The sequence below is a fragment of the Cellulophaga baltica 18 genome (assembly GCF_000468615.2).
GTDB lineage: Bacteria > Bacteroidota > Bacteroidia > Flavobacteriales > Flavobacteriaceae > Cellulophaga > Cellulophaga baltica.
Window position 1 is genome coordinate 1,840,884 of record NZ_CP009976.1, and the last position, 25,406, is coordinate 1,866,289.

General features: G+C 34.7%; 21 protein-coding genes and 2 tRNA genes. 11 read left to right on the forward strand and 12 right to left on the reverse strand.

Translation table 11 applies throughout. The annotated features are described in order from the left end of the window. Position 1: 1 nt before the first annotated feature. The 3 genes from M666_RS07815 to M666_RS07825 all read right to left on the reverse strand — a co-directional run bounded on the left by M666_RS07815 (position 2) and on the right by M666_RS07825 (position 2,205). Entirely contained in the window at positions 2–820 is an 819-nt protein-coding gene (locus tag M666_RS07815) for a mechanosensitive ion channel family protein (protein WP_024481831.1), read from the reverse strand. A 186-nt stretch (positions 821–1,006) separates the two neighbouring features. Beyond that, positions 1,007–1,207, reverse strand: a complete 201-nt coding sequence (locus M666_RS07820) for a dodecin family protein (RefSeq protein WP_024481830.1) — start codon at positions 1,205–1,207, stop codon at positions 1,007–1,009. A 95-nt stretch (positions 1,208–1,302) separates the two neighbouring features. Further along, positions 1,303–2,205 carry a NifU family protein gene (locus tag M666_RS07825; protein ID WP_029447126.1) on the reverse strand — a complete coding sequence of 301 codons (903 nt, stop codon included), beginning with the start codon at positions 2,203–2,205 and terminating at the stop codon, positions 1,303–1,305. Positions 2,206–2,331: 126 nt separating this feature from the next. Between M666_RS07825 and M666_RS07830 the strand changes: the two genes are divergently transcribed. After that, positions 2,332–3,348: a PorP/SprF family type IX secretion system membrane protein gene (locus M666_RS07830; RefSeq protein ID WP_029447125.1), complete on the forward strand. Its 1,017-nt coding sequence runs from the start codon at positions 2,332–2,334 to the stop codon at positions 3,346–3,348. 71 nt (positions 3,349–3,419) lie between these two features. On the opposite strand, the gene M666_RS07835 is transcribed toward M666_RS07830, so the two are convergent. Next, positions 3,420–4,625, reverse strand: coding sequence for a VWA domain-containing protein (locus tag M666_RS07835; protein ID WP_029447124.1), 1,206 nt, complete (start codon positions 4,623–4,625; stop codon positions 3,420–3,422). Between the two features lie 217 nt (positions 4,626–4,842). Between M666_RS07835 and M666_RS07840 the strand changes: the two genes are divergently transcribed. From M666_RS07840 to M666_RS07870, 7 genes are all read left to right on the forward strand, one after another. Further along, positions 4,843–7,044, forward strand: a complete 2,202-nt coding sequence (locus tag M666_RS07840; protein ID WP_029447123.1) for a histidine kinase — start codon at positions 4,843–4,845, stop codon at positions 7,042–7,044. A gap of 27 nt (positions 7,045–7,071) precedes the next feature. Next, the gene (locus M666_RS07845; RefSeq protein ID WP_024481825.1) at positions 7,072–7,803 is read left to right on the forward strand and encodes a LytR/AlgR family response regulator transcription factor; all 732 of its coding nucleotides are present in this window, start codon (positions 7,072–7,074) and stop codon (positions 7,801–7,803) included. A 34-nt stretch (positions 7,804–7,837) separates the two neighbouring features. After that, positions 7,838–8,350 (forward strand): gamma carbonic anhydrase family protein, encoded by a 513-nt coding sequence (locus M666_RS07850; protein WP_024481824.1) that lies wholly within the window; start codon positions 7,838–7,840, stop codon positions 8,348–8,350. A 63-nt stretch (positions 8,351–8,413) separates the two neighbouring features. Continuing rightward, positions 8,414–9,298 carry an ACP S-malonyltransferase gene (gene fabD, locus M666_RS07855; RefSeq protein ID WP_029447122.1) on the forward strand — a complete coding sequence of 295 codons (885 nt, stop codon included), beginning with the start codon at positions 8,414–8,416 and terminating at the stop codon, positions 9,296–9,298. A gap of 153 nt (positions 9,299–9,451) precedes the next feature. Continuing rightward, entirely contained in the window at positions 9,452–11,860 is a 2,409-nt protein-coding gene (locus tag M666_RS07860) for a T9SS type B sorting domain-containing protein (RefSeq protein WP_081688281.1), read from the forward strand. 19 nt (positions 11,861–11,879) lie between these two features. Continuing rightward, positions 11,880–12,854 carry a PorP/SprF family type IX secretion system membrane protein gene (locus M666_RS07865; RefSeq protein ID WP_226989962.1) on the forward strand — a complete coding sequence of 325 codons (975 nt, stop codon included), beginning with the start codon at positions 11,880–11,882 and terminating at the stop codon, positions 12,852–12,854. 9 nt (positions 12,855–12,863) lie between these two features. Continuing rightward, on the forward strand, positions 12,864–14,798 hold the full coding sequence (locus tag M666_RS07870; RefSeq protein WP_226989963.1) for an OmpA family protein: 1,935 nt from the start codon (positions 12,864–12,866) through the stop codon (positions 14,796–14,798). A 54-nt stretch (positions 14,799–14,852) separates the two neighbouring features. Here M666_RS07870 and M666_RS07875 read toward each other — a convergent pair whose 3' ends face one another. Then, entirely contained in the window at positions 14,853–15,488 is a 636-nt protein-coding gene (locus M666_RS07875; RefSeq protein WP_029447118.1) for a SanA/YdcF family protein, read from the reverse strand. A gap of 218 nt (positions 15,489–15,706) precedes the next feature. Between M666_RS07875 and M666_RS07880 the strand changes: the two genes are divergently transcribed. Together M666_RS07880 and M666_RS07885 are read left to right on the forward strand one after the other, a co-directional pair. Beyond that, positions 15,707–17,200 (forward strand): S41 family peptidase, encoded by a 1,494-nt coding sequence (locus M666_RS07880; protein ID WP_158400222.1) that lies wholly within the window; start codon positions 15,707–15,709, stop codon positions 17,198–17,200. A gap of 271 nt (positions 17,201–17,471) precedes the next feature. Continuing rightward, a complete protein-coding gene (locus tag M666_RS07885) occupies positions 17,472–17,693 on the forward strand; it encodes a hypothetical protein (protein WP_024481817.1) in 222 nt (73 codons plus the stop codon). An 81-nt stretch (positions 17,694–17,774) separates the two neighbouring features. Here the strand turns inward: M666_RS07885 and M666_RS07890 are convergent, their stop codons facing one another. The 7 genes from M666_RS07890 to mutS all read right to left on the reverse strand — a co-directional run bounded on the left by M666_RS07890 (position 17,775) and on the right by mutS (position 24,667). Further along, positions 17,775–18,755: a succinylglutamate desuccinylase/aspartoacylase family protein gene (locus tag M666_RS07890; RefSeq protein ID WP_029447116.1), complete on the reverse strand. Its 981-nt coding sequence runs from the start codon at positions 18,753–18,755 to the stop codon at positions 17,775–17,777. Continuing rightward, on the reverse strand, positions 18,745–19,620 hold the full coding sequence (rimK, locus tag M666_RS07895; RefSeq protein WP_025615914.1) for a 30S ribosomal protein S6--L-glutamate ligase: 876 nt from the start codon (positions 19,618–19,620) through the stop codon (positions 18,745–18,747). The genes M666_RS07890 and rimK overlap by 11 nt, the downstream gene beginning before the upstream one ends. Before the next feature lie 366 nt (positions 19,621–19,986). Continuing rightward, a complete protein-coding gene (locus tag M666_RS07900) occupies positions 19,987–20,571 on the reverse strand; it encodes a phosphatase PAP2 family protein (protein WP_029447115.1) in 585 nt (194 codons plus the stop codon). A 45-nt stretch (positions 20,572–20,616) separates the two neighbouring features. After that, a complete protein-coding gene (locus M666_RS07905) occupies positions 20,617–21,495 on the reverse strand; it encodes a phosphatase PAP2 family protein (RefSeq protein WP_029447114.1) in 879 nt (292 codons plus the stop codon). Between the two features lie 203 nt (positions 21,496–21,698). Further along, positions 21,699–21,782, reverse strand: a tRNA-Leu gene (locus M666_RS07910). Positions 21,783–21,843: 61 nt separating this feature from the next. Further along, positions 21,844–21,915: transfer RNA gene (locus M666_RS07915), tRNA-Gly, on the reverse strand. A 175-nt stretch (positions 21,916–22,090) separates the two neighbouring features. Further along, positions 22,091–24,667 carry a DNA mismatch repair protein MutS gene (gene mutS / locus M666_RS07920; protein WP_151198099.1) on the reverse strand — a complete coding sequence of 859 codons (2,577 nt, stop codon included), beginning with the start codon at positions 24,665–24,667 and terminating at the stop codon, positions 22,091–22,093. A gap of 151 nt (positions 24,668–24,818) precedes the next feature. On the opposite strand from mutS, the gene M666_RS07925 reads away from it, so the two are divergent. Further along, entirely contained in the window at positions 24,819–25,349 is a 531-nt protein-coding gene (locus tag M666_RS07925) for an RNA methyltransferase (protein ID WP_029447112.1), read from the forward strand. Positions 25,350–25,406 lie beyond the last annotated feature (57 nt).

Sequence of the window (25,406 nt, forward strand, 5' to 3'; positions counted from 1 at the left end):
TTTACTTGTTGTATTGTACCACTTGTGGGAAAGGAATTTCAATACCTTCCTCGTCAAATCTAAGTTTGGTTTGTTCCATCACAAAGAAATGTGCTTCCCAGAAATCAGCATTATTAGCCCAAAAACGCAGCGTAAGATTTACAGAACTATCTGCCAATTCATCTACATAAACTACAGGCGCTGGGTCTTTAAAAATAGTTTCATTATCAGCACAAATTTTTAAAAGTACATCTTTAGCCTTTTTTAAATCAGAGCTATATCCAATACCGATAGATATTTTATCCCTACGCGTATCTTGTGCGTTATAATTAGTAATGTTATTATTTGAGAGTTGCCCATTAGGAACAATTACAATTTGATTTCCAAAGGTGCTTAATTTTGTAGTGAATATAGAAATTTCTTTAACGGTACCATCTACCCCTTGAGCAGCAATAAAATCACCAACCTTAAAGGGTTTAAATATTAGGATTAATACGCCACCTGCAAAGTTTGCTAGAGAACCCTGCAAAGCTAAGCCAATAGCAAGACCTGCAGCACCAATTATGGCAACCAGCGAAGAAGATTGCACGCCTAGCTGTGTAATAACAAGTACGAATAAGGTTATTTTTAATCCTATACTAATAAGACTTTGTAAGAAGCTTTCTAAAGAAGGATCATAGTCATGCTTAACAAAGAATTTGCGGACCATCTTATTAATCACTTTAATGAGCCATAATCCGATTATAAAGATTAAGATGGCAAGAATTAGATTGGGTAGTGCTGCCCAAATCCAATTAATGGCATTATCTATATGTTCTTGATAATCTGTAAGTTTTTCCATGTTATTGTTTTAGTATGTTGTACTTTCTCTTTCAGGGCAAAGTAACTTCATAAGAAATTAAAATCCTATCAAACCGTCGGATTACGGCAAAAGTTGTCTTATTAGCGTCATTTATACGGTTATTGTAATTTTAGGGCATAAAAAAAGCGCATAAAATGCGCTTTTCATACTTTTTTTGAAATGGAACTATTTTATTTCAAAGGTAATTTTTACATTCACTCTAAAATCTTTTACTTCCCCGTCTTCAACAGAAGCACTTTGCTCGTTAACATATACAGAACGAATATTTTTCACACTTTTTGATGCCTGAGCTACTGCTTTTTTAGTTGCATCTTCCCAACTTTTCTCAGAATTTGCTAAAACTTCAATTACTTTTAAAATTGCCATAATGATTATTTGTTTTTTGTGTTTCCTTAAAAGTAAGAAATTTCAAATCGATTATGGTAATTTTGTAGGAAAATTATTTACTGTAAAAGAAAATCTTAGCCATTTATAGCAACAACGTGCTCCACGTGATCTGTCATCATTTCCTTTAGCATGTTTTCAATTCCATTTTTAAGGGTAAAAGTAGAAGAAGGACAACCGCTACAAGCACCTTGTAAAATTACATTTACCGTCTTACTCTCTTTATCGTAGGACTTAAACATAATATTACCACCATCACTAGCAACAGCCGGCTTTACATACTCTTCTAAAATGTCAATTATTTTTTTTGAAGTATCGTCAACATTAGCATCTTGGAGCTGAGTTTTTGGAGCTTCAGCCTTTTTCTTAACCACACTTTCTGCAGAGACTACTTCAAGACCGTCTCCTATGAAATTTCTGATTAATTCTCTGATGTCAAAAGTAACCTCATTCCAATCTGCCACTTCATATTTAGTAACAGATACATAATTTTCATCAAAGAAAACTTCTTTTACAAAGGGAAGGTGAAATAGTTTTTTCGCTAAATCAGAGTCTTTTGCCTCGTCAATATTTTTAAACTCAAAAGCTGTCGGTACAATAGTTTTGTTAGAAACAAATTTCATTACCGCAGGATTGGGTGTGCTTTCAGCGTAAACTGTAGCGGGTACTTTTTTAGGGTTTTTATCTTCAAAAACTATAGGCTCTCCACTGTTTAAGTACTCTACTAGTTGTTGTGCAACTTCGTCTTGAACATCACTCCATTCTACAATGCTGAAACGTTCTAAAGCAATGAAATTTGCAGAGATATATACGGTTTTCACAAAGGGTAAATAAAATAATTGTTGTGCTAAAGGAGAATTTTTAGCCTCATCAATATCTTTATATTCGTAATTGTTGCTTTTAGTAATAAAGTGGTTCGTATCGAACTTAAGTATGGCTGGATTATTAGTTTCTACAATAGTTATCGTAAACTCTTTCATCTTGATTTTATTTTTACAGCAAAAATACAAAGTTATTGGCACTATAGCTATATATAATAATGTTGTATTTAAGACGTTATACTTTATATTTGGAAAATTAGAACACACTACTCTTTAAACCTATAAATGAAAAAGTTTTACTTAATAGCGCTACTCTTAGTATTGTTTGTAGCTCCGACCAAAGCACAAGAAGGTATCCCAGTTTATTTTGATTACTTATCTGATAACTATTACTTAGTTCATCCTGCTATGGCAGGTATTGGTGAAGGTGGTAAAATTAGACTTACCGCTAGAAAGCAGTGGTTTGATGTAGACGATGCACCAAATTTACAAACCTTGAATGCTCATTTTAGAGTAAGTGAGAAAAGCGGTGTTGGTGCTATAATTTTTAATGATGCTAATGGATATCATTCACAAACAGGTGTAAAATTTACCTATGCGCACCATTTAAGATTTGGTGGCGATGCACGTAATTTAAACCAGCTTTCTTTTGGCTTAAGTGGTACAGTTTTACAAAGTAGTTTAGATGAAACAGAGTTTAGATCAGTAATACCAGATCCGGCAGTGGTTGGTTCTAGGATAAGTGCAACCTATTTTAATACAGATTTAGGAATGTCTTACAATTACCTAGAGTTTTATGCACATGCCTCTATTTTAAATGTATTAAGTAGCAAGCGTAATCTATATTATAAAGATAGAGATGATAACCCTGCGGTGCCAGAAATTGATAATTTAAGAAGATACTTATTTTCTGTTGGGTATGTTTTTGGCCGTGGAGAGTGGCAGTTAGAGCCTTCGTTAATGTTTCAAATGACAGATTTTACGCAAGAAAAATCAATGGATTTTAATGCGAAAGTGTATAAGGATGTAGACTTTGGAAAAGTTTGGGGTGGTATTTCTTACCGCAGAAGTTTTGATGGAGCGCAGTATACTACGGGAACCGATTTTGGAGAACAACGTTTGCAGTTAATTACGCCAATAGTTGGGGTTAATTATAAAAATTTCATGGTATCTTATAATTATTCATATCAAATGGGAGATATCCGTTTTGATAATGGTGGTTTTCATCAAATTACTCTAGGATATGATTTCTTGCAATCAGAGAAAAGATATGATTGTAAATGTCCAGCCGCTAATTACTAATAAAATAAAAAACATATAAAAAAACCTGTAGCGAAAGCCACAGGTTTTTTTGCATTTTGTACGGTTATGAATTACTCATCCCATTTGTAATTCTTTCTTTCAGCCTGCTTTTTTATAGCAGATAGCATCGCATTTTCTAATTCTCCTTGATTTCCGTCAGTTTGATTTTTTGTGATAAACTGCTCACGTTTTTTATTCAGTTCTCTAATTTCAGATTGAATAGCAGTCCGTTCTTCCTTTTTTATACTGATGTATTTCACGATTTCTTTATCAGATTTATTTTTTAAAGCAGCAGGTAGTTGCTCTTTCTTTAATTTTGAAGCATCAAATTCTTTATCGTCTGCAGCATCCACTAAATCCCAAGTTGCGTTGTTATACAGTCTAGAACTTTTGCTAACCGCTCTTTTTACCGCAACAGCTTCTTCAACTTCCATGGCATTGCTATCTTGGGTGTACTGCTTTTCTAATTTAGCTTGCCCCAAACTACCGTAAGCAATATACGTAGCATTTAATTTTGTATTTAAGCTTACAATTTTAGCATCATAAGGGGTGTCAATATGTACAATATGTTTGTTATGATCTATAGCCATGTAATCACCACCTGTTAGGGTAGCGCCATTTTTCCATTGGCTAGAAACTCCTTGTTGGTAGTTGCCACAAAAAATAGTATTGATAACCACATCTTTTTCGGTAGCATTAGTAACCGCATCTTTGTAGTTTAATTTTCCTTGGGTAAAAGGCTCATTCCCAGCAATGAAAATCATTTTTAAATTATCTGCATTTTTACCCCAATCCAATTGGTTTAAGGATGTTTGAATTACTTGTCCGCAATATTCTTCACCACCATTGGTATTCAGAGAGAATAGTTTTTCTGATATTTCATCAAGATCACCACTGAATCCTAGTACTTGTTGGATGTATCCTTCGCTCGAAGATAAATTGTCATTGCCATATTGGTACAAGGCAATTTCTAAATTAGGCCGTATATAATCATGATTTGTATCATTTCCGCAGCGTGCTTTTACATAGGCAAATTTATTAACGATATCCCAAAGCTGTGATTTCGCCTGATCGATTAATCCGTCCATACTATTACTAGTGTCTAATAATAATGCAATTTTAACGGTATTATTAATGTGCTTGTGTGCTACTGTAGTATGCGCTTGTGCAATAACCGGTGTTGTGGGATCTTTTTTTACTTTTAGTTCGCAGCCATATACCGTTGTGGCGGCAAGAGCCATAAAACTTAATCCAATAATTCTTGTAATATTTTTCATGTTATTGTATGTTTAAATTGTTTCTGTCTTAGTGTAAAACTAGCGGCAAACTTTTTTAAATAAAATGAATACTGAGGGAAGTAGCTATTTGGGTGAGGGAAGTTGTTGCTTCACTTTGTAAAGCCTGCTATTCCATGCTTATTTTATAGGAATCAATAATTTCAGCATTTTTTAATGCCATGAAAAACAACTAAGTTTATCCTCTAGTTAAGTAATGATGTATAAAAGGCAAAATCTATTTTTTTTAATTTTCTTCTGCTGCTTTGCCGCTTTTTTACAAGCGCAAAACAGGGGTTCTAGTTTTGAAATAAAAGGTTCTGTAAAAGGAGAGGATAATAGGGAACCTATATCAGGGGTAACCGTAACCACCAGTAGCGGTAGCTATACGGTAACAAATGGTTTAGGAGAATTTAAAATCAAAGCTATTATCGGAGATGAGTTAATGTTTGAAAGCGCTTCTTTTGAAACCGTTACACATGTAGTTAAGAGTTCAGAAGATGTAGACGTCCGTGTTAGAGATTACATTCCAGAGAGCAAAACATCTTCCGCCGCTTCAAAAAGTAGAAATACAACCTCTATTCAGCAATTATTAGACAGTGCAAATTCGTATAAGAAAACAGATATTGAAAAAAGTATCGATTTTGTAACTAAAGCTATCGTGCAAATAGGAAAAAATGGAGATAAGACCTTGCTTTCAAAATCGTATACAACCTTAGGTGAAATTTACCAATACCACAAGCAGTATGATTTAGCTATTAATAGCTTTAAAGAGTCGATTTTAGCTCACGAGTCTATTAAAACAGAGCTTTTGTTGGCTCAAAGTTATCTAGCTAATAAAGAGTATAAAAATGCACAATCCTTATTTTCAGCCTTAGCAAATAAAGGCACCTTATCTAGTTTTCAAAAAGCGCAAGTTTATGAAGGTTTGGGTGATGTAAATAAAGGGTTAGGGGCTACCGATAAAGCTATTGAAAATTATACATTAGGACTTAATTTGGCTAAAACTAAATCAATTACTCCTAAGATAACAGATTTAAATTCTAAAATAGCCGATGCTTATGCCGCAGATAATCAATTAGAAGAAGCAGAGGAGTATTATGATAATTCCTTAGAGCTGTCTAAAAATGAAGCGCCACAAAGAGCCGTACAGGAAAAGGAAAAAGTGGCCGACTTTTATAATAAAAGAAACGAATATGATAAAGAGGTTAGTCTTCGTAAAAAAAGTTTAGAAGATTTAAAAGATATCAGTGCTCCGCAAAAACGAGTAGCAAAAACCTCAGGAGTTAACACAGGGTCCGACTCTATTTCTTCACAACGTATTAAATATAAAATTGGAAACGCTTTATTATCGCAACAGAAGTATGACCAGGCAATACCTTACCTGCAAGAAAGTATTGTTGAAGCGGGTGTAGATGATGATTTGGTCGTGCAAAAAGATGCGACAAGAAAGCTGTCAGAGGTCTATAAATATCAAGGAGACTTTGATAAGGCATTAGAAACCTATCAAGAATATGTAAGTATTGTAGATACTCTCTATGTTAGAAAGGAACAAGAAATTTCTAGAGCTACGCGATTAAATAGAGAGATAGCTACAAAGCAGAATAGAATTTCAGGGTTAGAAAAAGAAAGAGAATTGTACCAAAGTAAGTATGATTTGGTATTGACGAGTGAGCAATTGGTGGAGCGACAAAAGTGGCTGATATATTCTTTAGTTTTTGGGATGTTACTATTGGGGCTAACTACGTACTTCTTTTATAGAAGCAACAAACAACAGAAATTGGCTAATAATTTACTAGCCTTAAAATCATTGCGTTCACAGATGAATCCTCATTTTATCTTCAATGCGCTAAATTCCGTAAATAATTACATTGCTAAGAGCGATGAAAGAAGTGCAAATCGCTATCTAAGCGAGTTTTCTACGTTAATGCGTGCTGTTTTAGAAAATTCAGAAGAAGATTTTATCCCATTAACTAAAGAAATAGAACTCTTAGAACTCTATACCAAATTAGAGCATTCTCGCTTCTCCGATAAGTTTGATTATGAAATAAAAATAGATAAGGATATAGATGTAGCTTCCTATCAGATTCCTCCTATGCTATTGCAGCCTTATATTGAAAATGCTATTTGGCATGGACTTAGGTATAAAGACGAAAAGGGTTTTTTAATGGTTGATGTTAAGAATAAAACCAAAAATAGTATTGAGATAACTATTTCAGACAATGGAATAGGAAGAAAAAGGTCAGCCGAATTAAAAACAAGTAATCAGAAAAAGCAAAAATCTAAAGGCATGGGGAATATCAAAAAAAGAATTGATATTCTTAATGATATGTACAAGGATAAAGTAGATGTGTTTATCACTGATTATAAGGAGGATGGCACAGGAACAAAGGTCTCTTTTTTATTAAAGAAAGACCAGTAATAAAATCAATCTTATAAAATAATTCATATGAAATTGAAAGCAATTCTCGTAGAAGATGAAGCGAATAGTAGAGAGATTTTGCGGAACTATTTAGCTAAATATTGTCCAGATGTTACACTTGTTGGTGAGGCTGCTACAATTAAAGAAGGCTTAGCTTTAATTCATGATAATGAATTAGATTTGGTTTTTTTGGATGTAGAAATGCCCTTTGGGAATGCTTTTGATTTATTAGAACAAGTGCCCGAAAGAACCTTTGAGACTGTTTTTGTTACGGCTTATAATAATTACGCCATGGATGCTTTAAACAATCATGCGGCTTACTATTTAATGAAACCTATTAGTATAGATGAATTAATTAAGGCCGTAGATTATGTGAAAGAAATTAGGCAGAAGGAAAATGCTTTGGAAGACAGAATTTTAAAGCCTAAATTAAGTACGGTAGAAGGTAAAATAACTATTCCCCAACAAGATGGTTTTCAGGTATTAAATGTGGCAGATATTATGTACTGTAAAGCAGATGATAACTATACCGAGATTTATATTAATGACAAGCGGATAGTGGTTAGTAAAACGCTCAAGTATTTTGAAGATGCCTTAGCAGACTTTTCTTTTGCAAGAGTTCATAAATCATATGTAGTAAATGTGAATGAGGTGGTTAAATATGTAAAAGGAAAAGGGGGGAGCGTTATTCTATCCAATGGCAAAGAACTTTTGGTTTCGGCTTCTAAGAAGAAAGATTTGCTGGCTTATTTTGAATAGGCATTTATATTAAAATGGATAAAAGATAAATAGGATGATTATAAAAACAATAAACGGAAATACCCCTAAAATAGGCGAAGACTGCTTTATAGCAGAGAATGCAGTTATTGTAGGAGAAGTTTCTATGGGGAATCAATGTAGTGTATGGTATAGTGCCGTACTTAGAGGAGATGTGCATTATATAAAAATGGGCAACAAAGTAAATATTCAAGATGGTGCCGTAATACATGCTACCTATAAAAAGTCACCAACCACTATTGGGAATAATGTATCTATCGGGCATAATGCTATTGTTCACGGGTGTACTATACATGATAATGTACTGGTAGGTATGGGGAGTATTGTTATGGACGATTGTATCGTTGAGAGTAATAGTATTATTGCAGCGGGAGCAGTAGTAACTAAAGGAACTCATGTACCTAGTGGTACTATATTTGCGGGAATGCCGGCAAAAAAAATAAAAGATATAAGTCCAGAACTAAGTTCTGGCGAAATAGATCGGATAGCAGAAAGTTATGTGATGTACTCCGGTTGGTTTAAAGAGTAGCCTGTTTCGATTCAAAATAAATATTATCACTATTTTTGCGGCATAATTAAAAGAATTAAAACGATGAATGCATATATTTTTCCGGGGCAAGGAGCACAATTTGTAGGAATGGGTTTAGACCTTTATGAAAATTATCCTGTTGCTCAGGAACTTTTTGAAAAAGCAAATGAAATTTTAGGCTTTAGTATTACAGATATTATGTTTGAAGGTACTCCAGAAGCCTTAAAGGAAACAAAAGTAACGCAACCAGCTATTTTTCTTCATTCTGTTATATTGAGTAAGGTGATGGGGGATGCTTTTAAACCAGATATGGTTGCTGGGCATTCATTAGGAGAGTTTTCTGCTTTGGTAGCAAATGGAACGTTAAATTTTGAAGACGGACTTAAATTGGTTTCTCAAAGAGCTTTAGCTATGCAAAAAGCTTGCGAATTACAGCCGAGTACTATGGCTGCAGTTTTAGCATTGGCAGATGACGTCGTAGAAAAAATATGCGCAGAAGTACCTGGTGTTGTTGTGGCTGCAAACTATAACTGCCCAGGGCAATTGGTTATTTCTGGAGAAGTAGAAGCGGTTACTATTGCTTGTGAGAAGATGAAAGAAGCTGGTGCTCGTAGAGCGCTTATGTTACCGGTAGGTGGTGCTTTTCATTCTCCCTTAATGGAACCTGCTAGAGAAGAGTTGGCAGCGGCAATTGAAAATACTGTTTTCAATACACCTTCCTGCCCTATTTACCAGAATGTAAGCACAACCGCAATTATGGATCCAGAAGAAATTAAGCAAAATCTTATTTCTCAATTAACGGCTCCTGTAAAATGGACGCAAAGTGTTCAGAATATGATTAAAGGTGGTGCTACTCAGTTTATTGAAGTAGGACCAGGAAAAGTTTTGCAAGGTTTAGTGAAGAAAATAGATTCAAGTGCTGAAGCTAAATCTGCTGAAATTGTTTAAACTCTTTTGAGTTATTTTTTATACCGATAAAAGAGGTATTTCACCTCTTTTATCGACTTAATAATCAATATTTTGAGTAATATTGGGGTCTATTTTAAATGAAGCAAAAATTAGAGAGATTTTTGTTTTTCTAAGAAATAAAACACTATAACCATGAATACCCTATACCAACCAATTGATAGGACTAGTTGCGCCAACTATTTTACGCGCGTAGTACTTGTCATCGGATTTATATTTTTACCACTCTTCATGTCTGCACAGTCTACCGTAGTTGTAGCTGCAACAGATGCTATAGCAACAGAAGGAACACCAGCAGATGATATAGGTGTTTTTGAAATAGATTTAGGCTCTGTAAATACTACAGGAGGAAATGTGGTGGTTAATTTTGTTTTCAGCGGTACCGCAACTTCAGGTACAGATTATACAGACCTTGGATCCAATGTCAGTATTCCAAATGGTGTTAGAACTGCTCAATTAACTTTAATCCCTACGGATGATGCCTTATTTGAAGGGAATGAAAGTGTGCAAATTAGATTAACAAGTACAGATAATACAGAATTTACAGTAGCAGGGAATTCTAGTAGTGATGCTTTAATTACCTTAGTAGACAATGATGGATGTAGCGCTGGAGCAACAGCTCCGCCAGTTATAAATAATATCCCTACACGATATTGTTCAGGGGTTGAGGTAGATTTATCTAGCTTTGTAACAAGAGCAGCTCCGTCCGGAACCACCTTACGTTGGAGTACAGATGCTACTCCTGATCCAGACGATGAAGCTTCATTTCTAGATGCTTCAATCATTACTTCAGGAGGAAATTTTTACGGATTCTATTATGGCACAGAAAATGGAAACGCTTGTATCTCTCCAGTTGTAAGCTTACCAACCATTAGTTTTGATACCGCTCCTTCTTTAGGGACTTTAAGTAGTAATAATCAGGCGTGTAATCAAGGCTTTTTTGGTACAACTTTAGATTTGGACTCGGCCCTTACGGGAGAAACCACCGGTGGGGTATGGAATTTAATAGAAGCCCCTTCGGGTCAGAGTACTTCCATCAATAGGTTAAATAGAGTAAATTATTTCGGGCAGCCATCTGGCTCCTATATATATACGTATACACCAAGTTATGCAGGTGCACCTTCTTGTCCTGTAGAGAGTATAGAGGTTACTATTTTTGTAACAGAATGTACTCCTTGTGATGCAGGAAACACACCTCCTCAGTTAAATACGGATGTGCCAACAGAATTTTGTGTGGTTGATGGGGAAACGATAAGTCAAGATTTAGCAGCATATACAGATAGCACAGCGCCAGCTGGTACGCGATTGGTTTGGAGTAGAAGTAATGATTATACCAGAATGGATGTGTACTTAACATCTACGGTAGTTTCGCAAGAGGGTACCTTTTATGCTTTCTTTTTAAATGATGAAGGAACTCCAGATGATAGTGATGATGATTGTGCAAGTCCAGTACTATCTGTTTCACTTGTAGTCAATGAAAAGCCAGAAATAGCAGCAACAGAAAATGCTTTATGTTCTGAAGGGATTATGACTTTAGAAGCAACAGCAACGGCAGGTAGTGTTATCAATTGGTATGCTACTATGGATAGTACAACGCCATTAGAGGAAAATACGGGTAGTTTTACAACGCCAAACTTAACACAGACAACTACTTATTATGCAGAAGCAGTATTGGGGAGTTGTCCATCAGATCGTATTCCGGTTATCGCAACCATTAGTAATGAACCTGTAGTTCAGGCATCAACAACACTGCTAAATGTATGTAATGTTGCCGGTGCAGATCTTCCGAATGTAATAGATTTAAATACAGGACTTACTCAAAATGTTTCAGGAACATGGGTAATCACGTCTGACCCTACCAATGGATTAACAATTTCTGGAACAGATACTGTAGATTTTATAAATGCTCCGGAAGGTAATTACACCTTTACATTTACAACAGATACTGCCGTTGCTCCTTGTTCAGATGCTTCTGTTACGATTACCGTAACCGTAGTAGAATGTATTTTAGATACTGATGAAGATGGACTAACAGATAGTCAGGAAAATGAACTAGGGACCAATCCAAATAATGTAGATTCTGATGACGATGGTATTTTAGATGCTATTGAAGTAGGTGACGATTTGGAAAATCCGCTAGATGAAGATAATGACGGCATTATAGATGCTTTAGATTCTAATACACTTGATAGTGATTCGGATGGTATTGTAGATCAGTTAGATCCTGGAAATTTTAATCCTTGTATTCCTAACACTTCTGCAGGAGCATGTGATCGTGAATGTGGTGTGCTATTTAATCAGTTTTCGCCAAATAGCGATGGAATAAATGATTCCTTAACGATCAGTTGTATAGAAAGCTACCCAAACAATAGCATAGAAATATTTGACCGCTACGGAAATCAAGTATTTAAAGCAGAACGCTATCAAAATAACTGGAGTGGGACGAGTAAAAACGGAGACCTTCCAAAAGGAACATATTATTACGTATTGAATTTAGGTGATTCGTCACCAATAACCAAAGGGTGGATTCAAATTATTAGATAATATGCAAAGCACTTTTAAAATGAAAAATTTGAATATAAAAATAGGTAGTGTACTTGTGCTATTGCTAGGAGCGCTAAACTTTTCCTATGGCCAACGTGAGCCTCAGTACACACAATACATGTATAATATTGGGAGTTTTAATCCAGCATATGTAGGTACCGTAGAAAATACAGAAATAACAGGCTCTTATAGAGCACAATGGATCTCTGTAGATGGGGCGCCCACTAGTATGCGTTTAGGGGTTAATTTGCCTTTTTCTAATGAAAAAAACGGACTAGGATTTAATATTATCAATGATGAATTAGGGCCATCTACACAAACATATTTTGATGTAGCGTATTCATTCCAAATAAAAGTTTCCGATAATGCAAAACTCTCTTTTGGAGTAGATGCGGGTGGTTCTTTGTTGAATGTGGATTATAATAAAGGTAGTTTTGAAGTTATGGGAGAACCGCTTCTTAACTCAGAAACCTCCTTTAACAAGTTTTATCCAACAATAGGGGCTGGACTATTTTTATATGGTGATAACTGGTATACGGGTGTTTCTGTTCCGAATTTCTTGACCGATATTGTTTACAATGATGAGGTTTCTGTGTTTATTGAAGATAAGCCTCAATTCAATTTTATTGGAGGGTATGTTTTTGAGTTGTCAGACGAACTTAAGTTCAAGCCTGCTGTACTATTAAACTATTTAGAAGGTTTGCCGTTAAATGCGAATATTTCTACTAATTTCTTAATTAGTGATGTTGTAACCTTAGGAGCTGCCTACAGGTTTGATAATGCAGTGAGTGGTTTAGCTGGAGTGCAGCTGTCCAATAGTATGTATGTAGGGTATTCTTATGATTACTCTGTAAATGGTTTTTCTAACTATAATGACGGGTCACATGAAGTAGTTCTTAAATTCTTCTTTGGAAGAGGTGGTGATGCAAAGAATAAAAATAATGGGAATACCAAAGGCAAACCAAAACAGATAGATACACCAAGATTCTTTTAATACTAAAGCATGAAAATGAAACTAAAAGCCATCCTATTATTTTTACTGATGTTTAGTGCATTTACCAATGCACAGAAGAAATCTAAAGGCGACTATTTCTTTTTTGAGTATGCCTATAAAGATGCTATTAAGGAGTATACAAAAGAGTTGTCTAAAAATAGCCTCTCTAATCAGCAATATTTAAACCTTGCAGATTCTTATTTGAAAGTCGGGAACTATACGGAAGCTGCTCAGTTATACGAGAAGCAATATCAGAAAGATACTACGCTAGCTACTCCTTATATTAATAAACTGTTATTGTCTATTAGCAAAACTAAAAGCAGGCAAGAATTTACAAGTTATACGGAGAATTTTTCTAATTTCTTTTCTAAAGAATTAAAAGATAACGCCGACTTTAACTTTGAAATTTTAGAGGATAATACCAATAAAGAACAAGATTTTCTTCTTTTTAATTGTTATTTAAATAGTCCGCAAGCAGATTTTTCTCCTGCATTTTATAAAGATGAATTGCTGTTTACTAGCGGTCGTACTAAAGCTAAAGGAAAAATCTATGAGCCTTCAGGAGAATCGTATTTAGATATTTACTCTGGAAAAGTACAAGCAGATGGAGATGTGACGGTGCCTACAGTATTTAAAAGGGTAGCAAATTCTAAGTACCATAAGGCAACCCCTTTTTATTCTGAAGCATTAAAAGGTATCATCTATATGTTGTCAAATGCAGATGGTGATAATTTACTCTTTGATAATAAAGGTAAAAATACGCTGGCCATTGGATTGGTGAGTGAAAAAGGAAAGTTTGAATATTTACTAAGAGATTTAAGTACTTCTTTTTATTACCCATACTATGAAGCAGCATCAAGCAAGCTTTATTTTGCAGCAAATTTTGAAGGCGGTTTTGGAGGTACAGATATTTACTACGTACATACAAATAATGGGCAAATTATGTCTGCTCCTATTAATTTAGGACCAAAAATAAATTCTTCTGGGAATGAAATTGCACCTTTTATCTTTGAAGGTAGTTTGTTTTTCTCGTCTGATATTTTTTACGGTCTAGGAGGTATGGATATGTATACTTCAAATATAACTGCAGATGGTTTTAGCACTCCTGTGAACCTTGGTAAAGGAATTAATAGTACCTATGATGATTTCGGATTTATCATTAAAAAGAACGAAGCAGATAATCTATATGTAGGATATTTTTCTTCTAATAGAGAAGGAGGTAAGGGTAAGGATGATATTTATGGTTTTAAAGTAACGGAAAAACCAGGTTTAAAAACTATCGTTATTAAAGGCGTAGTTGTAAACCCAGCTAATAACCGTGCTATAGAAGAAGCTAGTATCACCTTGTTAGATGAGGATGAAAATATTCTTAAGCAAGCGGTTAGTGATGCTGAAGGTAATTATGAATTCGAAATTCCGTTTAGAAAAGGCTATGCTGTAAAAGCGTATAAGAAAGGGCACGGACGTTTTTATGAAAAGTTCCTTCAGGAGGAAGAAGTAAAAGCTGTTACGCAAAATGTAAAAATTGGTTTGCCTTTTATTCAAGATGTTGTAGAAGAAAAAGAAAATAAAACAGTCATCAAATTACAGAAATTCTATTTCGCTAAGGGTTCAAGTACCATTACACCTGCAATTGCTTCAGAATTAGATAAGGTGGCTGCTGTCGTTGTGAATTTTCCTAATATTAGACTTAAGGTAGAATCACACACCAATAGCCGTGGAAGCGATGCTAGAAACTTAGCATTGTCACAAGACAGAGCTACAGCCGTTAAAAATTACCTACTTAGTAAAGGTGTGGCGACTGATAATGTAGCAGAATACATTGGATATGGAGAAAACCTATTGATAAACCAATGTAAAAATGGTGTTTATTGCTTAGAGTTCTTGCATAACCAGAATGATAGAACTTTAATTACCGTGCTAAACTATGATGAGTTGAACTAATAGATTTGTAGCGGTCATTGGAATTTGGCCTGTCTTATTGAGATAATTGATAGCTTATTTTATCTCAATTTTTTCGCCGTAAAACTTAGGTTGCTTATTTGTTAGTAGATCCAAAAATACTTTTACACGTGCAAAATATTCTCGTATTTGTACTTTGAAGCCGTTTTTTCCGGTGATGTCTTTGGCATTGAACCCTATGGCCTTTAAGCCTTTTTTATGCGCTAGGTAAATGGCTCGGTCATTGTGAAATTCTTGAGAAATTACTGTAACGCTAGTTAGTCCAAAAATATGTTTTGCGCGCATCATGGAATCTAGCGTTCTGAATCCGGCATAGTCTAAAAATATTTTGTCTTCAGGAATTCCGCCTTTTACCAGATCCTTTTTAATGGCTTTAGGCTCATTGTAATAAATACTTCCGTTATCTCCACTTACTAGTACGAATTTTATTTTATTGGCCTTATATAAGGCTATGGTAGCTGTAATTCTATGCGTGTAGTAGGGGTTGGGTTGACCGGATACAAGCTTCTTCGCGGTTCCTAAAATTAGGCCAACTCTATTGGCTGGTATTTTTTCTACTGATGTGTATGTTTCTCCTTCTGTAGACACATCAATAATGTAATTACAACTAAGTAGTATCGCAAAAAATAACACGATACATACGGCAATTACTTTTAGAATTCTTTTAAGCATATTTTATAAACTTAGGAATAAAGATAATTAAAACCTTATTCTGTTAGTCTTTTTCAAGTAAAATAGTAATTTCAAGGTTTATAGTTTTACAAATCATTCTGTAGCATAGGGTGACACTTAGAAGTGTATTTATGAGATATAAATGTTTAATTTTTTTATTGTTTTTGGTGATCACATCATGTGTGAGTATAAAGAGCTATAACCGTCAAATTACAAAATTGCATACAGTAGAGGAGCTGCACCAAGATGTAGATCATGTCTATGCCAAATTAAAAAAGCTACATCCCAGATTGTACCAATTTATAACAGAGGAAGATTTAGATCGTAAATTTGACAGCTTAAAAGGAACCATAGACGCGCCAATGGCTAGTACTGATTTTTATAAGAAGTTGGCGCCTGTAGTTTCAGAGGTGAGACAAGGTCATATTTCTATAAGTCCGCCATTTCCAAGATTTACAAAAAAAGAACGTAAACTTCGTAGAAAAGATAAATTTGAATTTTATGATGTTGCTTTTGAAAAGGTGGATGATGCCTTTCTAATAAGAGATAATTATGGTTTAGATAGTACGCTTGTAGGAGCAGAAGTATTAGCGGTAAATAAGGAGCCTATAGATGATTTGGTGTCTAATTACCAGCATGTATTTTCTTCAGATGGGTATAATACTACGTTCAAAGATAGGTTTGTTGCCTTGCGTTTTTCGGGTTTCTATTTACGAGATAAGGGACGGTTAGATAGCTTGGAGTTAAAACTTAGGCATAAAGATTCTATTTTCACAAAAATGCTGAGGACTATTCCGAAAGATTCTTCAAATGTAAAGAAAATGCCAAAAGACTCTACCGTAAAAGAGCTTGTGCTAACAAAGCAAGAAAAGAAGGATAAAAAGCGTTTAGATAAAATTAGGAGAAAGGATAATTCTAAATATGGTTTTGACAAAAGTAAAAACCAGTGCACGCGTAATTTTAGGTTTCTAGAGCAAGACAGTACGATAGCGTATATGAAAATCAGAGGATTCTCAAATGGTCCGTACTCTAATTTTTATGAAGAATCTTTTCAAAAGATAGCATCGGCTAAAGCTAATACACTTGTATTAGATCTCCGAGATAACACAGGAGGTAGATTAGATGAGATAGCTCTTTTGTATGCGTACTTAACAGATAAAGAGCATCAATTTATACGTAAGGGAGAAAGTAAAACCAGAATTCCTTTTCATAAAGGACTTATATCCCGTAGAAGTCCCTTTTTGTTAAATGTGCTTGGTGTTATTGTGGCACCGGTTACCATACCGTTAGAATATACAAGAACGCATAAGAAAAATGGTGTATTATATTATAAGTTTAAAACATCTAAAGAGAATAAAAAGCCAAAAGAGCTCCATTTTGATGGAGCATTATATGTTTTAATTAATGGAAATTCCTTTTCTGCATCTTCAATTCTTTCAACGGCCTTAAAAGGTTCGGGTAGGGCTACATTTGTGGGCGAAGAGACAGGCGGGCATTATAACGGAACAGTTGCGGGAATTAGTAAGTTTATTCAATTGCCAAATTCAAAAGTAACGGTAAGTTTTGGAATGTTACACATACAATCTCCCTTTGAAAATCAAGAAATAGGGTATGGTATAAAGCCAGACGTGCGTATTGTTCCCAATAAAGAAAATAGAGCTAAGAATGAAGATCCAGAGCTAGAATGGGTAATAAAAAATCTCAAGCAATAGTTTTTTTAGTTATATTTAATTAACTTATATTAGATTGATAAGATCTTCTTATATTCAAATAGGGTTAAAATATTACTAATTGCAAATTTCATGGTTTGGTATAATTAGGTATTTTGTAGATTTGTTTATAAGATTTTATACTTTTGAACTTATTTATTTGCATTAATTGTGGAACTAAAATATGTTTGAATTTTATAATAAAGGGTCTTAAATTATCGTTGTATTTGAACAAAATGAATTTATAGACAAGGTAGATTTAAAAAATGTAGCTATGGATGTATTAGAAAAAGCATTAGAATTTGAAGGGCGAAAAATGTCAGGTATGACAACTAGCGATAGAGTAGAGGCTTCAAGAGAAGCAAAAACCTTGATATTGGCACTTAACGAAATATACAAGGAAAGTAAAGATACAGAGTTAATGGACGTTATGAAGCGTTTAACGGTAATTAAGCGTAAGATAGATAAGCGTCTTAACGGAAAGCTTGTTGTTTAAGAAGCTTTAGAATTGTAAATACAAAAGGCTCAAGAATAATTTTCTTGAGCCTTTTTTGTATTTACCTAAGTTTTGCAAAAGTTAAGTTATAGGGGCTTCATTTTTGGTAATATGTACAATAGCATCTCCTTGGTTAACGATAGGTGATTGATTAACACAAATGATGTGACCCGCAAAAGTTGCTTTTTGTTTTTTCTCAAAATAACCAAACGGATCAGACAGGCTTCCTAAATTATCTCCAACATTTACAAACTGCCCTAGTTGTATTGTTGGGTGAAAAAGGCCGGAGAATTTTGCTCTTATCCATGCAGAGTCGCTCACCAAATAGGTAGTTTCTTTCAGCGGTTTTAGAGTGGCTATTTCTTTTTGAAAATTGCGAATACCTAGTTGCTGCATGACTTTAAGGGTGCCTGTTAGGCCAATCTTTGAAACTTCGTTATTGATGTTTAAAGATTTTCCTCCTTCAAATAAGAGTACTTTTTTGTTCAACTTATTTAAGGTCTCTCTAAAAGATTTTTCTCTTTTGGCTGAGGTAATGATAAATCTAGTGCCAAATATTTTAGCTAGCTCTAGGCTTTCTGCATCATTTTTTCCAATTCTGATTTGCGGTGCGTTAAAACGACTATCGCCTCCCGTATGAAAATCGATACAGTAATCAATATGTGGAACAATCTCCTTTACGATATGGTACGCAAACCTGCTGGCAAGTGATCCACGTAAACTTCCAGGGAAAACACGATTCAAATCTCTACCATCAGGAAATTCTCTGGTTTGGCTTAGAAATCCAAAAACATTCACCACAGGGATGCAAATAGTCATGCCAGCTGTGGGAATATGATATTTTTCTGATATAATTTTTCGAACAATTTCAACACCGTTGATTTCATTACCGTGAATACCGCCGGTTAGTAATAGTGTTGGGCCACTTTCTTTAGCTCTTGAAACTATAACAGGTACTTCTATAGTAGAGCCTGTATGTAGTTTTGCTATATTTAGCGATAATTGATGTGTTTCACCAGGTAAGATAAGTTGGCCTAGAACTCTAATTTTTTTATTCGGCATTTCTTTCAACGTATTTTATAATATGTCCTGCAATATTCTTTCCAGTAGCAATTTCAATACCTTCTAATCCGGGAGAAGAATTTACTTCTAATATTAATGGGCCACGAGAAGACTGTAGCATATCTACACCTGCAATACCTAAGCCTAAACATTTAGCGGCTTTAAGAGCTGCATTTTCTTCTTCATCTGTTAATTCTATAATATTGGCTGTACCTCCACGGTGTAAGTTAGATCTAAATTCACCTTCTTTACCTTGTCTTTTCATAGCGCCCACAACAACCCCGTCAACAACAAAAGCTCTAATATCTGCGCCTTTTGCTTCTTTGATGAACTCTTGAACGATAACTCGTGCTTGTAGCCCATTAAAGGCTTCTAAAATAGATTCAGCAGAATTTCGATTATCTGCTAGAACAACACCTAAACCTTGAGTACCTTCTAATAGTTTTATTACCAGGGGTGCGCCACCTACTTTATCAATTACACCGCTAACGTCTTTAGAGTAATTACTAAAAACGGTTTTGGGTAAGCCCAATCCTGCTCTAGATAAAATTTGTAAGCTTCTTAATTTATCTCTAGATCGTACCAATGCCTGAGATTCCGTAGCGGTAAAGACTTTCATCATTTCAAATTGCCTAACAACAGCTGTACCATAAAAAGTTACAGAAGCTCCAATTCTAGGAATTACGCCATCTACATCAGTAATTTCTTCTCCTTTGTAAACAATACAAGGTCTTTTTTTTTCAATGACTAAGTCGCATTTAGTATGGTTAACGACAACCATTTCATGTCCCTTTTTTTCACCTGCTTCAATGAGTCTTTTCGTAGAATACAGATTTTGATTTGCGGATAGGATTACAATTTTCATGTTTAATTTGTTAAGTATGGAGTTTAGGATTTGCAGAATAGAATCCTTTTTCAACTATTTATTATTTAAAGTGATTAGGTGTTTCAATAGGTGGTAAGGGAAGCAAATGAATACGGAAAAGTATCTGTTGCTTTTTCTTTTTTAACTGATGTTGGTGCTCAATAATTAGTGTTTATGAAGGTTATAGAAGCTATTGAATGGTAATTTATACTAGTAAGAAATAGTTATTCAGATAAGGTAGCCAAAATAAACTTAAAATAAAATTCTCAGTAGTTTTTTTAGAAGTATTTGTCAAATGTAAAATTCACGTAAACTATTACACCAACCTGCATCGCATTCTTTACTTTATTGCAAGGTAATAATGTCTTAAATAAAAAATGAGCTCTTGAAAATAGGTAGTTTTTTGAGTAGAAAAATGTATAGGAAACTCAATGTTGTGCCAACAGTTAATCCAGTAATGATATCTAAAGGGTAGTGTACTCCTAGATAAATGCGACTATAACTGACAAGGAGTGCCCAAGATGTTAATCCTAAAAGTATCAATTTATTTTTTTTGTAAAAAAGTAAACTAAAGAATCCCGCTAAGGCTGAAGAGTTAGCTGCATGGGCAGAAAAATACCCAAATTTACCGCCACAATGATTTCTTACATTTCGCATGAGAAGACTAATGTCTTCGTCATGACAAGGTCTTAATCTGGTTACGCTGTTTTTTACGATAATGGATAGTTGTTCTGTGCTTAACAGTAGTGCTACTACTGTAATTACAATATAGATGGTTTTTATGAGTCCAAAGCTTCTATAGGTGTAATATAGCATGAATAGGTAAATAGGAATAGTAACAAAGCTTAATGTTCTAGATAGGTATATCCATAATCCGTCCCAGGTAGGTTTGCCAAGTCCGTTTAAATATAAAAAAATGTCTTGATCAATTTTAACAAGCTCTTCTAGCATAAAATAGGATAACTAGTAATTTTTAGGGTAATATAATTTATGGGATTAAAACCGACCAACAATTCCAATTTTACCGGGTCCTAAGTCTAAATTCCAACTTACTTTCTTAGACTGGTTATTATACTTTTCATCGTATCGTCCATCAAGATATCTATCTATAGATTCTACAGTGAAGATACTGATGGCTACTCCTAGTGCTACATCAGTTAACCAATGCTGGCCGTCCCACATTCTAGAAACACCAGGGATGAGTCCTACGGTATAAATACCTGCTTTTGTCCACGGATTTTTAAATTGCTTTGCAATAGCGTAGGCGTTGGTAAAAGCTAACATGGTATGACCGGAAGGAAAAGAATGAAAATTTCTACTAGGATTAAAAGGATCAAAAGTATCTTTTGTTTTTCCGCTTACAGGACGTGCTCTACCTACAAGAGATTTGGTTAATTGCTGCAGTAGTCCGGCGGAAGTAGCGGACGCGATCAAGAGAACTCCAGTACGTCTTAATTTTTCGTTTTTGGTGACTAAGCCTGTTAAGTAGACTCCTCCGGTAAACATGTAGTTGTATTGTGGACTCCCAAATTCGCTTCCGTAGTCTCTTATAAATTCAGGAATTCCTTCTTTTTGGCGTATCGAAAAATTAGAAGTTTCTTCATCAAAAATATAAAGTATTCCTGTTCCTGCAGTGATAGCTCCAAGAGTAGCCCATTGTTTGCCTTGCCAATGTAAGGGTCTGGTGTAAGAATAGCCTACGCCTCCAAAAACACTGCCTAAATCATATTTGAAAGACTGCCATGTAGTTTCTGTAGAATCAGAAAAAGGCTGTGCTTCTAAAGATTGTTGTCCTTGTAGATGGCGTAAGCCAATAAGGAAGAAAATTACGATAGGGAGTATTTTTACCTTCTGAGTTATTTTATGATTTTGCATAGAATTTAATGGGTGTATTGTACAGCTATAAATTACAAAAATAAAGGTTATGGGTTATACTTAGGGATTTTTTAGTCGTAGCAGACAGATAAAATTGTTAAGTGTGCTCAACTACCTGCTCTTTATGGCTACACACTTTGTCAATTAAAGTTGGTGTGAAATAAAAAACCCTTGAAAATCATAAAGATTAACAAGGGTTCTTGTACTCGAGGCGGGACTTGAACCCGCACGGACTAATGTCCATTGGATTTTAAGTCCAACGTGTCTACCAATTCCACCACTCGAGCCTATTTGCCACTACGGCTAGGATCATTGTTTAAACGTATACAAATATACTGTTTAATACAGAGCGAAAAAAGGGATTCGAACCCTCGACCTCCACCTTGGCAAGGTGATGCTCTACCCCTGAGCTACTTTCGCAGTTGATGTTTTATTTTAAAGAACTTCACATTCGTTCCAAATGCGGATGCAAATTTAATATAATTCTATAAAAACCAAAGAAAAAAAGCAGAAAAGAATTAAAAAAAATAATTAACTGCTTTTGTTCGTTTGCTATGCATTAAAATACAGCTATTTAGCTTTTTTTAATTTTAGCTTAAGCATTTTCTTTTTTGGTTAAAAGACGTTTAATTTCATTCAATTTCATCAAAGCTTCTACTGGAGTAAGCGTATTTATGTCTAAATGAGTAATTTCTTCTTTGACTTGTTGAAGCAATGGATCATCTAAATTGAAGAAACTTAATTGCATTTCTTCTTGGGCATCTTTTAATTTTCCGGTGAGTTCTTCACTAGAATGCGATTTTTCTAGTTTTTTTAGAATCTTATTGGCTTTAGTAATTACCTGTTGTGGCATTCCGGCCATCTTTGCTACATGTATTCCAAAACTATGTTCACTGCCACCTGGTGTAAGTTTGCGTAGAAAAAGAACATTGTCTTTAAGTTCCTTTACAGAAACATTGTAATTCTTAATACGCTCAAAGGTGGTGGCCATTTCATTAATTTCATGGTAATGGGTAGCGAATAGAGTTTTTGCTCGCGCAGGGTGTTCGTGTAAGTATTCAGAGATTGCCCAAGCGATAGAAATACCATCATAGGTACTCGTACCTCTACCAATTTCATCCAAAAGTACTAAACTACGTTCAGAGAGGTTGTTTAGGATAGAGGCGGTTTCGTTCATTTCTACCATAAAAGTAGATTCTCCCATAGAGATGTTGTCGCTAGCACCAACGCGTGTAAATATTTTATCTACAAAGCCAATTTTGGCTTGTTCTGCAGGAACAAAGCTTCCCATTTGAGCTAGAAGTACAATAAGTGCTGTTTGCCTTAAAATGGCAGATTTACCACTCATGTTAGGACCAGTAATCATAATAATCTGTTGCTCGTCCCTATTTAAAATAACGTCATTGGCAATATAAATTTCGCCTAACGGAAGTTGCTTTTCAATAACAGGGTGCCTGCCATTGATAATTTCAATTTCTGTCGTATCATTTATAATTGGTAAGGTATAGTTGTTTTCTTTGGCTAATTGGGTGAAGCCACAAAGACAATCTAATTGCGCTATTTGAAAAGCATTATTCTGTACTGGAGAAATATATTCTTGCATCCACATAATAAGTTGCGCGAATAGTTCTTGTTCTAAAGTCAGAATTCGTTCTTCGGCGCCTAAAATTTTGCCCTCATATTCTTTTAATTCTTCTGTAATATACCGCTCTGCATTTACGAGTGTTTGTTTTCTAATCCACTCTTCAGGAACCTTATCTTTATGTGTATTACGTACTTCAATATAATATCCAAATACATTATTTGAGGCTATTTTTAAAGAACTAATACCAGTACGTTCTGTTTCTCGCTCCAGCATTTTGTTGAGGTAATCTTTGCCGGAAAAGGCCAAGCCTCTTAATTCGTCTAATTCTTCAGAATAACCTTTGGCTATGGTAATGCCTTTGAGCATATTTACAGGAGCTTCTTCATGAATCATCTCCTTAATTTTAGAACGCAACAAATCGCAAGCATGCAATTGGTCTCCAATAAATTTTACGGCCTCATTTTTACTCTGCACGCACAGTTGCTTGATGGGTACAATTGCTTCAAGAGAATTTTTTAATTGGATGACTTCTTTAGGATTAATTTTACCGGTAGCGACTTTAGAAATTAACCGCTCTAAATCTCCAATTTGCTTTATATGGTTTTGAAGTTTGGTGTGTATGGTTTCATTGCTTTTTAAATAAGAAACAACTTCATGTCTTCTTTTAATTTTTTCAATATTTTTTAGCGGTAGGGCTAGCCAACGTTTTAGCATTCTCCCTCCCATAGGAGAAATTGTTTTATCTATGATATCAAGTAGCGTAATCGCATTACTATTGTTGGCGTGGTATAATTCTAGGTTACGAATGGTAAAGCGGTCCATCCAAATGTACTCTTCTTCTGCAATACGCTCTAATTTACTAATGTGTTGCAATTGCCTATGCTGAGTTTCTGTAAGGTAATGCAGGGCTACTCCTGCAGCCGTAATACCAAGATTTAAATGGTCAACGCCAAAACCTTTTAAGCTTTTTGTCTTAAAATGATTGGTGAGTGTTTCCAAAGCATAGTCATCTTGAAAAACCCAATCTTCCATAAAAAAAGTATGAAATTGCTTTCCAAACGTGTCTATAAATTCTTTTTTATGAGACTTGGAGACTAGAATTTCATTGGGGGCAAAGTTTTGCAATAGTTTATCTACTTGGTCTTCTGTACCTTCAGAAGTTAAAAATTCTCCAGTAGAGATGTCTAAAAATGCAACGCCTATGCCTTTTCTTCCAAAATGTATGGCCGCAAGAAAATTATTGCTTTTTGCATTTAAAATATCATCATTAAAAGCTACTCCGGGAGTTACTAATTCTGTAACGCCACGCTTGACAATGGTTTTTGTTTGTTTAGGGTCTTCAAGTTGATCGCAGATTGCCACGCGATGTCCTGCTTTTACTAATTTAGGTAAATAGGTATTTACAGAATGATGCGGGAACCCTGCCAATTCTGTTTTTTCACCGCCATTATTTCTATGGGTAAGTGTTATCCCTAATATTTGTGAAGCTTTGATAGCGTCATCTCCAAACGTTTCATAAAAATCACCTACACGAAACAATAACAAGGCATCAGGATATTTCTTCTTGATGGTGTTGTATTGATTCATTAAAGGAGTTACCTTCTTTTTTTCTGTCTTTGCCAAAAGCTATATAATTAACCTATTTTTGCATCAAAATAATGAAAAACGAATGTACTATTTTCTTTAGGGAATATACATTATTGTTGATATTTTGAAATAAGTTTTTGATTTAAGAAACATGCGAAAATTAAAGAATAGTGAACTAGAGCGTTTAGATGTAGATGGATTTAAAGAAGCCGAGAAAACTCCATTGATTATTGTTCTAGATAATATTAGAAGTTTAAATAATATAGGTTCTGTTTTCAGAACGGCCGATGCATTTTTAATAGAAAAGATATACCTATGTGGTATCACAGCCCGGCCGCCTCATAAAGATATTCATAAAACAGCCTTGGGAGCAACAGATAGTGTGGTTTGGGAGTACGCAGAAAATACCATGGAGGTGATTAAGTCTTTAAAGAAAGATAAAGTAACCACTTTAGCTATTGAACAGGCAGAGAATGCTGTTTTTTTAAATGATTTTCAAGTGTCTAAAGACCAAAAATATGCCTTAATTTTTGGGAATGAAGTAAAAGGGGTTTCCCAAGAAGTGGTTTCTAGTAGCGATGCAGTTATTGAAATTCCCCAATATGGTACAAAACATTCTTTAAATATTTCCGTAAGTGTAGGTGTGGTAATTTGGGATTTATGGGCGAAGTTAAAAGTGTAATTAGCTTTCCAAATTAGAGATATAAAAAACCCTAACTTTTCAGTTAGGGTTTTTTGT

Excerpts from the sequence above, each read along its gene's own strand:
- M666_RS07815 (WP_024481831.1), bottom strand. The coding sequence starts at position 820 with ATGGAAAAACTTACAGATTATCAAGAACATATAGATAATGCCATTAAT.
- M666_RS07820 (WP_024481830.1), bottom strand. The coding sequence starts at position 1,207 with ATGGCAATTTTAAAAGTAATTGAAGTTTTAGCAAATTCTGAGAAAAGT.
- M666_RS07825 (WP_029447126.1), bottom strand. The coding sequence starts at position 2,205 with ATGAAAGAGTTTACGATAACTATTGTAGAAACTAATAATCCAGCCATA.
- M666_RS07830 (WP_029447125.1), top strand. The coding sequence starts at position 2,332 with ATGAAAAAGTTTTACTTAATAGCGCTACTCTTAGTATTGTTTGTAGCT.
- M666_RS07835 (WP_029447124.1), bottom strand. The coding sequence starts at position 4,625 with ATGAAAAATATTACAAGAATTATTGGATTAAGTTTTATGGCTCTTGCC.
- M666_RS07840 (WP_029447123.1), top strand. The coding sequence starts at position 4,843 with ATGTATAAAAGGCAAAATCTATTTTTTTTAATTTTCTTCTGCTGCTTT.
- M666_RS07845 (WP_024481825.1), top strand. The coding sequence starts at position 7,072 with ATGAAATTGAAAGCAATTCTCGTAGAAGATGAAGCGAATAGTAGAGAG.
- M666_RS07850 (WP_024481824.1), top strand. The coding sequence starts at position 7,838 with ATGATTATAAAAACAATAAACGGAAATACCCCTAAAATAGGCGAAGAC.
- fabD (WP_029447122.1), top strand. The coding sequence starts at position 8,414 with ATGAATGCATATATTTTTCCGGGGCAAGGAGCACAATTTGTAGGAATG.
- M666_RS07860 (WP_081688281.1), top strand. The coding sequence starts at position 9,452 with ATGAATACCCTATACCAACCAATTGATAGGACTAGTTGCGCCAACTAT.
- M666_RS07865 (WP_226989962.1), top strand. The coding sequence starts at position 11,880 with ATGAAAAATTTGAATATAAAAATAGGTAGTGTACTTGTGCTATTGCTA.
- M666_RS07870 (WP_226989963.1), top strand. The coding sequence starts at position 12,864 with ATGAAAATGAAACTAAAAGCCATCCTATTATTTTTACTGATGTTTAGT.
- M666_RS07875 (WP_029447118.1), bottom strand. The coding sequence starts at position 15,488 with ATGCTTAAAAGAATTCTAAAAGTAATTGCCGTATGTATCGTGTTATTT.
- M666_RS07885 (WP_024481817.1), top strand. The coding sequence starts at position 17,472 with ATGGATGTATTAGAAAAAGCATTAGAATTTGAAGGGCGAAAAATGTCA.
- M666_RS07890 (WP_029447116.1), bottom strand. The coding sequence starts at position 18,755 with ATGCCGAATAAAAAAATTAGAGTTCTAGGCCAACTTATCTTACCTGGT.
- rimK (WP_025615914.1), bottom strand. The coding sequence starts at position 19,620 with ATGAAAATTGTAATCCTATCCGCAAATCAAAATCTGTATTCTACGAAA.
- M666_RS07900 (WP_029447115.1), bottom strand. The coding sequence starts at position 20,571 with ATGCTAGAAGAGCTTGTTAAAATTGATCAAGACATTTTTTTATATTTA.
- M666_RS07905 (WP_029447114.1), bottom strand. The coding sequence starts at position 21,495 with ATGCAAAATCATAAAATAACTCAGAAGGTAAAAATACTCCCTATCGTA.
- mutS (WP_151198099.1), bottom strand. The coding sequence starts at position 24,667 with ATGAATCAATACAACACCATCAAGAAGAAATATCCTGATGCCTTGTTA.
- M666_RS07925 (WP_029447112.1), top strand. The coding sequence starts at position 24,819 with ATGCGAAAATTAAAGAATAGTGAACTAGAGCGTTTAGATGTAGATGGA.